We start from the raw sequence: 11,757 nt of genomic DNA, 5'->3' as shown, positions 1-11,757 counted from the left end.
CAGGAATCGCTGTATGACCGAACTGATTACGCCACGACTGCACTGCACACCGCTGAAGCTGGAAGACTGGTCTTTTTTTCTCACTCTGCAGCGGGACCCGCAGGTGATGCTCTATATCGCCGATACCCGCCCGCTGTCAGAAATCCGAGAGGCCTTTGATTCACGCATTCCGCCGTGGTCGCCAGGGGCAAAACAGTGGCTGTGTCTGGTCGTGCGCAATCTGGAAACCGGCGTACCGCTGGGTCTGACCGGCTACCGGCACCTCGAGGGCGATTGTGCGGAAGTCGGTTTTTTATTTACCCCCACCGCGCAGGGTCGTGGCTATGGCTATGAATCCCTGCGGGCGCTCTGCGATTTCGCCTTTCACACCGGCGGCATACGGCGCCTGACCGCCACCGTCACCGTCGGCAACATCGCCTCTCGCAACCTGCTCCAGAAGATGGGCTTCCTGCAGGAAGGCGAGCTGCGCGAATGCTACTGGCTGAACGGCCGCTGGCACAATGACTGGCTGTTTGGCCTGCTGCGCCGCGATTACCACCCGCCGGAGTGAACGGCCGCCCTGGCCGTCCGCATCCCACGCGAGGCGTTGGATGATTACAGGAACATCCCGCCGGAGACTTCCACACGCTGGGCGTTCATCCATCCCAGGTCATCGCTCAACAGCGCAGCGATAGCATCGCCAATATCATCCGGTAAACCAACCCGTCCGAGGGCCGTTTGCGCCGCAATATGCTGATTAAGCTGCGCATTATCACGCACCGCGCCGCCGCCAAAATCGGTCTCAATCGCGCCAGGAGCAATAATATTCACCGAAATGCCGCGCGCCCCCAGCTCCTTCGCCTGATAGCGGGTCAGCACCTCCATCGCCCCTTTCATCGCCGCATAGGCGGAAAAGCCCGGCAGGGCAAAACGAGCCAGCCCGCTCGACACATTGAGGATGCGACCCTTATCCGCGATCAGCGGCAGCAGGCGCTGGGTCAGAAAGAACGGGCCTTTAAACTGGATGTTCATTAATTCATCAAACTGCGCTTCGCTGGTCTCAGCAAAGGGCACGTTCAACCCCACGCCAGCGTTGTTCAATAAATAATCAAAGGTGTCACGCCGCCAGCGCTGCTTCAGCACATCCGCCACGTTTTGCGCAAAGCCTTCGAAGCTCGCCGTATCGCCGACGTTTAGCGCTAATGCTGCCGCTTTCACTCCTTTTAGTTCAATTTCCTGCACCACTTCCAGCGCAGCCTGCTGGTTACTGTGGTAAGTGAGAATAATGTCGGTTCCCTTCGCCGCCAGCTTCAGCGCTGCATTTTTTCCCAGTCCACGGCTGCCACCGGTCACTAAAGCAATACGTTGTGTCATCAGAAAACCCCTTCTCGGTTACGTTTGTCTGGTTACAGAGCTTATTAGCTGCAAGTAAATCAATAAATACGCTAAATTACGTTTTACTGTTTCAATCTGAACAACAATAGAGTATCGGTATGGATAAAATTCACGCAATGCAGCTGTTCATTCGGGTGGCAGAACTGGAGAGTTTTTCCCGCGCCGCCGATACCCTGAGCCTGCCGAAAGGCAGCGTCTCGCGCCAGATTCAGGCGCTGGAAAACCACCTCGGCGTCCGCCTGCTGCACCGCACCACCCGCCGGGTACAGCTCACGCAGGATGGTATGGTCTACTACGAACGCGCCAAAGACCTGCTGAGTAATCTCGACGAGCTGGACGGCATGTTTCAGCACGATCCCTCCAGCATCAGCGGCCGCCTGCGGGTGGATATGCCGGTTGGGGTGGCCAAAAAACTAATTATTCCGCGCCTGCCGGCGTTTTTGCAGCAGTATCCAGGGATTGAACTGGAGCTCAGCAGCAGCGACCGACTGGTGGACGTGATTCGCGAAGGTTTTGATTGCGTGGTGCGCGTCGGCACGCTGAAAGATTCCGGCCTGGTTGCCCGTCCGCTGGGCAAGCTGACGCAAATTAACTGCGCCAGCCCGCAATACTTATCCCGGTTCGGTTACCCGACCACGCTTGAAGATCTGGCGGATCATGCCCTGATCCACTATGCGAGCACCCCCGGCGCGCGGCCGCTGGGGTTTGAAGTGGTGGGTGACGGCGTGGTCCGCTGGGTGAAAACCGGCGGGGTGCTCACCGTCAACAGCACCGAAACCTATCAGGCCGCCTGCCTGGCAGGGCTGGGGATAATTCAGGTTCCGCGCACCGGCGTGCGTGAAACGCTACGCACCGGCGAGCTGATTGAAATTCTGCCGCAGTATCGCGCGGAGCCTCTGCAGGTGTCGCTCATCTACCCTCACCGCCGCAACCTTTCCCGGCGGGTGCATCTGTTTATGGAGTGGCTGGGAGGCGTCATGAAAGAGTACGTCGATTAAGCGCCGCAGCGCTTTATGCAGTGGTCTGACGGTGCCGGATTGGGTGCAAGGCAAGCCCCTCGCAGGTTTTACGTATATATACCCGTCATACTTCAAGTTGCCTGGGTGTTGGCTGCTCCCGTTCACCCAGTCACTTACTTGAGTAAGCTCTTGGGGAGTTACGGTCTTGCCGCCTACAAGCAACTCGAATTATTTAGGGTATAATTTTGTAGAACCTCGTTGTAAAAAAAGGAAGAAATAACGAATGACACCGGAAAACGACAGTAAGCGCCCACCCCAGGAGCCGGGCCAGTCGCCAGAAAAAAGCAAAAGTAAGCTGGCCGCTATCAACGATTCTGCCGTGGCGCAGAAGGCCAATCAGGCGTTGAAGAGCGTAACCGGGACCGCCGAGAAAGTGCAGCGCAACCCGATTATTGCGCACCTGCTGCGTGCCGCCGAACGCTTCAATGACCGAATGGGAAACCAGTTTGGCGCGGCCATCACCTACTTCTCGTTCTTGTCGATGATCCCCATTCTGATGGTCTCCTTTGCCGCCGCCGGTTTTGTTCTGGCCTGGCACCCGACGCTGCTGCAGGATATTTTCGATAAGATCCTGCTCAACGTCAGCGATCCCACCCTGGCAGCGACCCTGAAAAACACCATTAATACCGCCGTGCAGCAGCGTACCGCCGTCGGCCTGGTGGGTCTGCTGGTGGCGCTGTATTCCGGGATTAACTGGATGGGCAACCTGCGTGAAGCCATTCGCGCCCAGTCGCGCGACGTGTGGGAGCGCACGCCGCAGGACCAGGAAAAAATTTGGGTGAAATACTTCCGTGATTTTATCTCGCTGATTGGCCTGCTGGTGGCGCTGGTGGTCACCCTGTCGATCACCTCGGTGGCCGGCTCGGCGCAGCAGATGATTATCTCGGCGCTGTATCTCGATTATATCGAGTGGTTAAAACCGGCCTGGCGGCTGATCGGTCTCGCCATTTCTATCTTCGCCAACTATCTGCTGTTTTTCTGGATCTTCTGGCGTCTGCCGCGCCACCGTCCGCGGCGTAAAGCGCTGATTCGCGGCACCCTGATCGCTGCCATCGGCTTTGAGATCATCAAGATGATCATGACCTGGACGCTGCCGGCCCTCGTGAAATCGCCGTCCGGCGCGGCATTTGGCTCTGTACTGGGGCTGATGGCCTTCTTCTATTTCTTCGCCCGTCTGACGCTGTTCTGCGCGGCCTGGATTGCCACCGCCGAGTACAAAGACGACCGCCGGATGCCGGGAAAAACGCACGATTAACGCCGCCATCGGACTGAGTAAAGACGCAAAATTCAGTCCGATTCATCATTTCAGCAGATAAATCCAACGTGTAACTTTTATTTAACTTAAAACTGGTTTTATCTGCTATTTTTTTATTTATGTTAAGTGTTTCATAGAAGTTATTTTTCTGGCGTAAAAATTATCCGCTTTTTGCCTGTTTTTTAGCCTCCGGCAGGCTCTGTTACAGATTGAAATGTCCCTTTTGCTGTGGCTATATGACCTTTCGTCCGCAAAAAATAAGAAAGATTTATGCAAGCCACAGCCACCACACTCGACAATTCGCAGGAAACCGCACCGGTTAACTCGCGCAACAAAGTCGTCGTCGCGTCACTCATCGGTACCGCCATTGAGTTCTTCGACTTCTATATCTATGCCACCGCCGCGGTAATCGTTTTCCCGCATATTTTCTTCCCGCAGGGCGATCCTGCTGCCGCGACGCTCCAGTCGTTGGCGACATTCGCCATTGCCTTCGTCGCACGTCCGATTGGCTCCGCGCTGTTCGGCCACTTCGGCGACCGCGTCGGGCGTAAAGTCACCCTGGTGGCCTCTCTGCTGACCATGGGGATTTCGACGGTCATTATCGGCCTGCTGCCTGGCTACGAGAGCATTGGTATTCTGGCTCCGATGCTGCTGGCGCTGGCGCGCTTTGGTCAGGGTCTTGGCCTCGGTGGTGAGTGGGGAGGCGCTGCGCTGCTGGCGACCGAAAACGCCCCGCCGCGTAAACGTGCGCTGTACGGTTCTTTCCCGCAGCTGGGCGCGCCTATCGGCTTCTTCTTTGCTAACGGGACCTTCCTGCTGCTCTCCTGGCTGCTGACCGACGAGCAGTTTATGGAATGGGGCTGGCGCGTGCCGTTTATCTTCTCCGCCGTGCTGGTCATTATTGGGCTGTATGTCCGCGTTTCGCTGCATGAAACGCCGGTATTCGCCAAAATCGCCGCGGCGAAGAAACAGGTCAAAATCCCAATGGGTACCCTGCTGACAAAGCATGTGCGCGTCACCGTGCTGGGTACCTTCATCATGCTGGCCACCTACACCCTGTTCTACATCATGACCGTCTATTCCATGACGTTCAGCACCGGCGCGGCGCCGGTCGGTCTTGGCCTGCCGCGTAATGAAGTGCTGTGGATGCTGATGATGGCGGTCATTGGCTTCGGCGTGATGGTGCCGGTTGCCGGCCTGCTGGCGGATGCGTTTGGTCGTCGTAAGAGCATGATCGTCATTACCTCGATGATTATCCTCTTCGCGCTGTTCGCCTTCAAACCGCTGCTGGGTTCCGGCGAGCCGATCCTCGTCTTCGCCTTCCTGCTGCTGGGCTTAAGCCTGATGGGGCTGACGTTTGGCCCGATGGGCGCGCTGCTGCCGGAGCTGTTCCCGACCGAAGTCCGCTACACCGGTGCCTCGTTCTCTTATAACGTGTCGTCGATTCTCGGCGCCTCCGTTGCGCCGTATATTGCGGCCTGGCTGCAGGGTCACTACGGTCTGACGGCGGTGGGCATCTACCTGGCGGCGATGGCCGGGCTGACGCTGATAGCACTGCTGTTAACCCACGAAACTCGCCACCAGTCACTGTAATCACCTGCTGCCCGGCGCATGTCGTCGGGCAGCACATTCTCACGCCAGCCCCGTTGTTCCCCACTTCTGCTGCGATTGCCTGTACCTCACGTCGATGAACAATCCTGTCGGGATCGCCATTTTGCACTGACAAATGCGTTTTTCGTCACATTACGCGCGTCAGGTCAAAAAAATAATGGAACATTGTTTTAATATAATTGACCATAAAAACGGCACAGCGCACACTAGCGTTAAATTCGATTCCATCTCAGGTCATGACTATGTCTAAAAAAATTGCCGTCATTGGCGAATGTATGATTGAGCTGTCAGAGAAACACGCGGCGGTAAACCGCGGATTTGGCGGCGATACCTTAAACACTTCCGTCTATATTGCGCGTCAGACCGATGCCAGCGATCTCGCCGTTCACTACGTGACCGCGTTAGGTACGGATGCATTCAGCCAGCAGATGCTGGACGCCTGGCAGCAGGAAAACGTGCAGACTGACCTGATTCAGCGCATGGCTGACCGCCTGCCGGGGCTGTACTACATCGAAACCGACGAGACCGGCGAGCGGACCTTTTACTACTGGCGCAACGAAGCCGCCGCGAAATTCTGGCTGGAAAGCGAGCACTCCGCCGCCATCTGCGAAGAGCTGGCGACCTTTGATTACCTCTATCTCAGCGGGATTAGCCTGGCGATCCTCAGCCCCACCAGCCGTGAGAAACTGCTGACCCTGCTGTGCGAATGTCGCGCTAACGGCGGCAAGGTTATTTTTGACAACAACTACCGCCCGCGTCTGTGGGCCAGCAAAGAAGAGACGCAGCAGGTCTATCAGCAAATGCTGACCTGCACCGATATCGCCTTCCTGACGCTGGATGACGAAGACGCGCTATGGGGTGAAAAGCCGGTCGATGAGGTGATTGCCCGTACGCATGCCGCAGGCGTGACCGAAGTGGTGGTAAAACGCGGGGCGGACTCCTGCCTGGTGGCCGTTGCGGGTCAACCGTTGCTGGACGTACCGGCCGTGAAATTGCCAAAAGAGCAGGTGGTGGATACCACGGCGGCCGGGGATTCCTTCAGCGCCGGTTATCTGGCGGTGCGCCTGACCGGTGGCGATGCTGAGTCAGCCGCCAGACGTGGGCACCTGACCGCCAGCACGGTAATCCAGTATCGTGGGGCGATTATCCCGCGCGAAGCAATGCCGCTGTAACTTACCGTCGTGAATGGCGCGATTCGGGGAGGTTTCCCGGTCGCGCTGCGCTGACCGGGCTATCTGTGAGGTTGCCGTTGTGATGTTGCAGGTGGCCCGGGAAAGCTCCCGGGCCTGCGGGCGCATTACTGGGCCGGTGGAATGTCGGTAACGTCGCTATGCACTTCCCCGGCGCTGTCAGCGCTGGTTGCCGCAGCAGGAGGCGGCACCATCAACCGTTCCCACGTCGCCTTCAGTTCCTTCATGTCATATTCCGGTTCACCCTGCGGCTGCTGCAATACCAGCGCCATATCCTGCGACAGCTGCTGACGCAGATACTGGTTCAGCATGTCGACGGTCAGCGAATCAAGGAACTCCTGACGCAGCTTCTGATACTGCTCCGGCGCGATATCGACCACCTGATTTTGCAGCGAACGCGTACGTTGGCTAATCAGGATATCGGTGTCGGTACGCGCATAGGTGGCAAACAGTTTCTGCAGCTCCAGGTTTTTCTGGGCGATCAGGGCGTCAAACTCTTCTGCCGGCAGGCCGTTATCACGCACCTTCGCCAGCTCGCGGGAGACCGCGCTCAGGTTAGCGTTGAGTTTATTGCCCGGCGATTCGATATTGATGGCGCACTGTGCGCGCTGATAGAGCACCCGGCAGTCAAAACCGAGGCTCACGTCTTTGACGTTGCCACGGCTCAGGCTCTGCTGAACATGCCAGAACAGCGCCTCACGCGCCAGGTCATCGCGCCAGTAGCGTTGCAGCGCGACCGAATCACGGATCGGCTGCCACGGTGCATCCCACATGATAGACAGCTTATCCTGGCGCACCGAGTTGCTCATGATACTGACCGGCGTGGTCGGCAATGGCGCCAGCGTCGGCACCGCCGCAGGCGTTTCACGCTTGCCCTGCAGTTCGCCGAAGGTTTTATTGATTTGCTCCGCCACGCTGCGGCTATCGACGTTACCCACCACAATCAGCGTCATGGCGTCCGGGGTGTACCACTTCTTATAAAACGCCTTCAGCTGCGCCGTATCGACCGGCTGTTTCAGCGGCGCGGCCGGGTCGTGGCCGAGCATCGTGGAGCCTTTCAGGCGATAGCGCCACCAGCCATCTTTGGTATCAAGCGGCCAGGTCGCCACCATATCATCGCCCTGCAGAGCGTGATTCACCGATTCCGGCGTGACCACCAGTTTGCCGCTGGCATCGGAGAGCCAGTTCAACGCCTCTTTGAGCAGGTCGTTACGGTTGTTTGGCAGACTGAGATTAAACATGGTGTAGCTGTACGAAACCAGCGCCGGCGGCATAGGACGATTAGGATCGATGCTTTGCTGCCACAACGAACGCGCCTGCATGGTCGGCAGGCTGCCGCTCTGTGTTAAGGCCAGACGCGGGATAAAGCGGGTGAAGCCGCTCTGCTGAGTGCTTTCACTCAACGAGCCAATATTCACGAACAGACGGACTTCAATACGATCGCTGGGACGCTGCGGAGTGGCTAAAACCTGCCACTGGAGTCCGTTGGCGAGAGTCCCCTGTTGCCAGGCCGGGTCCGGCTGGAGCGCTTCTGCTTGCACATAACCGGCCGCTGCCATCATCAGCAAACCACCCGTTAACAGTCGAATTTTTGTGCCCTGCATGTGAACCCCTGATGAACATTCCTGGTTACAAAAGCAACCCGCTCGCGGGCTGCCAAAAAGAGAGTGAGCAAAGTACGTCGTTTAGACCACGTGGAGATGAAAATGTCACACGGAGACGTAAAATAAACATAAGGCATCGTCCCCCGTTGCCAGGGAAGGATGCCTAATTATGCGCAGGAGCCCGGAGTCCAGCAAGGACAACGGGCTTAACAGAAGGATTTAAGAGGATAATTCGTGCGATTTGTTGGCCGGCGTGCGGTTATTCAGGACATCATCCAGCTGTTGGGTGTCCAGTTCCTTGACCCATTTTGCCACCACGACGGTTGCAACGCCGTTACCCACCAGGTTGGTCAGCGCACGCGCTTCTGACATAAAGCGGTCAATCCCAAGAATCAGCGCCAGGCCGGCAACCGGTAAATGGCCCACCGCAGAAATCGTCGCCGCCAGTACGATAAAGCCACTTCCCGTCACGCCCGCCGCCCCTTTCGAGGAGAGCAGCAGCACCACCAGCAGGGTGATTTGATGGAAGATATCCATATGGCTGTTGGTCGCCTGGGCAATAAAGACCGCCGCCATCGTCAGATAGATCGACGTCCCATCAAGGTTAAAGGAGTAGCCGGTTGGAATGACCAGGCCGACCACCGATTTACGGCAGCCCAGCTTTTCCATTTTATCCAGCATGCGCGGCAATGCCGATTCAGACGACGAGGTGCCGAGAACAATCAGCAGTTCTTCACGAATATAACGGATAAATTTGAAGATGCTGAAGCCGGTAATCCGGGCGATAGAACCCAGTACCACCACCACAAAGAGAATACAGGTGATGTAGAAGCAGATGATCAGCTGGCCCAGTTGCACCAGGGAGCCCACGCCATATTTACCGATGGTAAAGGCCATTGCCCCGAAGGCACCGATCGGCGCCAGGCGCATGATCATATTGATGATGCCAAAGATCACCTGCGAGAAGCTCTCAATGACGTTGAAAATGAGCTGGCCCTTGCTGCCGAGGCGATGCAACGCAAAGCCGAACAGCACCGCAAACATCAGCACCTGAAGGATGTTCCCGCTGGCAAACGCGCCAATCACGCTGCCGGGAATGATATCCAGCAGGAAGGCGACAATCCCCTGTTCTTTGGCCTGCTCGGCGTAGACCGCCACAGCATGTGCATCGAGCGTAGCCGGGTCGACGTTCATGCCAGCGCCGGGTTGCACAACGTTAACAATGATCAGCCCGATAATCAGCGCGATGGTACTCACCACTTCAAAGTACAGCAGCGCCACCGCACCGGTGCGGCCAACGGCCTTCATGCTTTCCATCCCGGCAATCCCTGTCACGACCGTACAGAAGATAACCGGGGCGATCACCATTTTAATCAGTTTAACGAAGGCGTCGCCAAGGGGTTTCATCTGCGCGCCAAGTTCCGGGTAGAAATGGCCCAGCAGAATACCGATCGCGATGGCAGACAAAACCTGCACATAGAGGCTTTTGAACAGAGAGGTTTTCATAGGGTGTCCTTAGGTATAACCACAGACATTGAGGGGTCATATGGCGTCTGTGGCCTAAAAGTAACACCAAGGAAACATTTCAGAAATAACTAACCGCAATAATGCAACGGAATTGTTAAAAACTTTGAACTGACACGCACAAGTTTACTCTGGTTTTACAAACTTGCACCCTCTTCACCCTGACGCAGATACTTGCCGCTAAACGCGTCTTGCGCTACCGCATCGCCGGAAAGCTGTCCTTGAACGACATCGACACCGGATGCCTGCAACCAACGATACTGCTCCTGCTTATCGACCCCTTCGGCGACAATGCGCAGATTCAGGCCGCGCGCCAGCTGGATAATCGCCGGGACCATGCTGGTATCCTCGGGCAACATATCAATAAATGCCTTATCGATTTTCAGAATGTCGACCGGCAGCGATTTCAGGTGCTGAAGCTGACGCAGCCCCGCATACCCCATGCCAAAATCATCCAGCGCAATGCGCACGCCAGCATCACGCAGCGGGCGCAGCAGCGAGACCACCATCTGCGGGTCGTCCAGCCGACGGCTGTCGGTAATCTCGAGGATCAGCGTGCCCGGCGCAATACGGTAGCGTTCGAGTAGGGTCAGCATTTCAGCGCCACGGTCGTGATGCAGTAGCTGCAGGAGCGAGACGCTCACCGACAGCGGCAACATCATACCGGCACTTTGCCACGCCGCGAGCTGGCGACAGGCGGCTTCCAGCACCCAGTAGCCCACCGGCACCGTCAGGCCACAGGCGTCGATACGCTCAAGCAGGTTCGGCGGCAGCGACCAGCTGCCATCGGCCTGATGCTGGCGTAGCAGCACTTTCGCCCCGCAGACCTCGCCGCTGGCGGTATTCACCTGCGGCTGAAGCCAGATAGCAAACTGATGGTTATCCAGCGCCGCCAGGATATCGTGCTCTTCCATCAACCGGCGCTGGGCTTTTTCCATCTGGGCGGGGTCGAAAAACTCAATCTGGTTTTTCCCTTTATGGCGTGCGGCAACGGCGGCAGAAAATGCCCGGCGGTAGAGTTGCTCCGCCGTCAGCTCGCCATTGAACATCGCAATCCCCACGCTGGCGCAGGGGCGCAGCTGGATACCGTGCAGCGGCAGCCGTTCATTAATAACAGTAAGTACTTGCTTACTTAATGTCACCGCATGCCAGGGCTCGCTCATTCCCTGGGCCAGAATCGCGAAGTCATACCCGCTGATTTGGGTCAGCACCATCCGCGGCGGGATAATACCGCGCAGTTTTTCCACCAGCGTCAGCAGCAGGATCTCGCGCTGGGTCTCTTTCAGCACGCCCGCCGTGTCCTGCAGGGTTTCACAGGCGATCACCAGCAGGGCTGAGGTTTGCGGTCGGGCCACCGTCTGCTCGAGCAGCGCCATCAAAAAGGCTTTATTGGGCAGCTCGGACACCGGGAAGCGGGTGGATTGCAATGCCAGCTCGTCGTGCTGACGCAGCAGGGTTTGCTGGTTGCGGTTGTAGCTGCGCACCAGCAGGCCCAGTTCATCATCATGGTGCAGCCGCGGCAGGGTTAACTGATGGCCCAGCCGGTCCTGCTGCGCGACATCGTTAAGTTCACGGGCGATTTTACGCAGCGGGCGCACAATCAGGCGGTTGATACACCATGTAATGGCGACCGTCAGTATCAGCACCAAAAGGAAGTAAGCGGTCACTAACGTAGAGAGCACGCTCATGATGAATTTGTAGGTCTGCCAGGAGTCAGCCTGCAGCACCAGGTAGGCAATCGGCTGTGGATTAGCCGGCCTTTCCAGCGAATAGACCGGGAGCGATATCTGAATCGGCAGCTCGAAAATACGGGTGATGGTCACCGGCACAGGGCGTTCAGGGATAAAGCGCATCCGCAGCGCCTGGAATTGATTCGGCAGCACCACATCGGCCCGGCTGACAATGCCAGCAGGCTGAATACGACTGAGGATGGTTTCCGCCTCCGGAATATCCCCCTTCAGGATGGCCGAAGACAGCGGTTCGCGAACCGCACGAGCGATACTTTCTAAGTGCGTGGCCGTCGAAAAGCGATTCTGTTGCACAAAGTGAAACAGCAAAATAGAGCAGAAGACCAATACAAATGCCATGGACACGCCCGCGACCATCGCCATTTGTTTAATTGTAAGTGAACGGCTGACGCGCAACTGGGTTCTCCACTGATACACTGATACCTGACACAT

The 11,757-nt window shown here is 57.1% G+C and carries 9 protein-coding genes; 5 read left to right on the top strand and 4 right to left on the bottom strand.

The window, feature by feature from the left end; translation table 11 throughout:
- The first annotated feature begins 13 nt into the window (after positions 1-13).
- The gene (locus tag HF679_RS19775; protein ID WP_123757217.1) at positions 14-550 is read left to right on the top strand and encodes a GNAT family N-acetyltransferase; all 537 of its coding nucleotides are present in this window, start codon (positions 14-16) and stop codon (positions 548-550) included.
- 44 nt (positions 551-594) lie between these two features.
- Here the strand turns inward: HF679_RS19775 and HF679_RS19770 are convergent, their stop codons facing one another.
- Positions 595-1,353: an SDR family NAD(P)-dependent oxidoreductase gene (locus tag HF679_RS19770; protein WP_123757216.1), complete on the bottom strand. Its 759-nt coding sequence runs from the start codon at positions 1,351-1,353 to the stop codon at positions 595-597.
- Positions 1,354-1,472: 119 nt separating this feature from the next.
- On the opposite strand from HF679_RS19770, the gene HF679_RS19765 reads away from it, so the two are divergent.
- From HF679_RS19765 to HF679_RS19750, 4 genes are all read left to right on the top strand, one after another.
- On the top strand, positions 1,473-2,372 hold the full coding sequence (locus HF679_RS19765; protein WP_187042322.1) for a LysR family transcriptional regulator: 900 nt from the start codon (positions 1,473-1,475) through the stop codon (positions 2,370-2,372).
- 244 nt (positions 2,373-2,616) lie between these two features.
- A complete protein-coding gene (gene yhjD, locus HF679_RS19760) occupies positions 2,617-3,648 on the top strand; it encodes an inner membrane protein YhjD (protein WP_123757214.1) in 1,032 nt (343 codons plus the stop codon).
- A 270-nt stretch (positions 3,649-3,918) separates the two neighbouring features.
- A complete protein-coding gene (locus tag HF679_RS19755) occupies positions 3,919-5,241 on the top strand; it encodes an MFS transporter (RefSeq protein ID WP_123757213.1) in 1,323 nt (440 codons plus the stop codon).
- A gap of 260 nt (positions 5,242-5,501) precedes the next feature.
- Positions 5,502-6,431, top strand: a complete 930-nt coding sequence (locus HF679_RS19750) for a sugar kinase (RefSeq protein WP_187042321.1) — start codon at positions 5,502-5,504, stop codon at positions 6,429-6,431.
- Positions 6,432-6,556: 125 nt separating this feature from the next.
- Here the strand turns inward: HF679_RS19750 and HF679_RS19745 are convergent, their stop codons facing one another.
- The 3 genes from HF679_RS19745 to HF679_RS19735 form a co-directional block, all read right to left on the bottom strand.
- Complete coding sequence (locus HF679_RS19745) at positions 6,557-8,053, bottom strand: M16 family metallopeptidase (RefSeq protein WP_123757210.1); 1,497 nt, start codon at positions 8,051-8,053, stop codon at positions 6,557-6,559.
- A 219-nt stretch (positions 8,054-8,272) separates the two neighbouring features.
- Positions 8,273-9,559 carry a dicarboxylate/amino acid:cation symporter gene (locus HF679_RS19740; RefSeq protein WP_154144294.1) on the bottom strand — a complete coding sequence of 429 codons (1,287 nt, stop codon included), beginning with the start codon at positions 9,557-9,559 and terminating at the stop codon, positions 8,273-8,275.
- A gap of 155 nt (positions 9,560-9,714) precedes the next feature.
- Complete coding sequence (locus HF679_RS19735; RefSeq protein ID WP_222618241.1) at positions 9,715-11,721, bottom strand: sensor domain-containing phosphodiesterase; 2,007 nt, start codon at positions 11,719-11,721, stop codon at positions 9,715-9,717.
- Positions 11,722-11,757 lie beyond the last annotated feature (36 nt).

Source organism: Enterobacter sp. JUb54 (genome assembly GCF_014298075.1).
GTDB lineage: Bacteria > Pseudomonadota > Gammaproteobacteria > Enterobacterales > Enterobacteriaceae > Klebsiella > Klebsiella lignicola.
Note: the sequence above shows the minus strand (reverse complement) of the source record. Positions and strands in the feature narration are given on the sequence as shown.

What these genes read in the sequence shown, in the direction of transcription:
- HF679_RS19775 (WP_123757217.1), top strand. Translation starts at nt 14, where the DNA reads ATGACCGAACTGATTACGCCACGACTGCACTGCACACCGCTGAAGCTG.
- HF679_RS19770 (WP_123757216.1), bottom strand. Translation starts at nt 1,353, where the DNA reads ATGACACAACGTATTGCTTTAGTGACCGGTGGCAGCCGTGGACTGGGA.
- yhjD (WP_123757214.1), top strand. Translation starts at nt 2,617, where the DNA reads ATGACACCGGAAAACGACAGTAAGCGCCCACCCCAGGAGCCGGGCCAG.
- HF679_RS19765 (WP_187042322.1), top strand. Translation starts at nt 1,473, where the DNA reads ATGGATAAAATTCACGCAATGCAGCTGTTCATTCGGGTGGCAGAACTG.
- HF679_RS19750 (WP_187042321.1), top strand. Translation starts at nt 5,502, where the DNA reads ATGTCTAAAAAAATTGCCGTCATTGGCGAATGTATGATTGAGCTGTCA.
- HF679_RS19745 (WP_123757210.1), bottom strand. Translation starts at nt 8,053, where the DNA reads ATGCAGGGCACAAAAATTCGACTGTTAACGGGTGGTTTGCTGATGATG.
- HF679_RS19740 (WP_154144294.1), bottom strand. Translation starts at nt 9,559, where the DNA reads ATGAAAACCTCTCTGTTCAAAAGCCTCTATGTGCAGGTTTTGTCTGCC.
- HF679_RS19755 (WP_123757213.1), top strand. Translation starts at nt 3,919, where the DNA reads ATGCAAGCCACAGCCACCACACTCGACAATTCGCAGGAAACCGCACCG.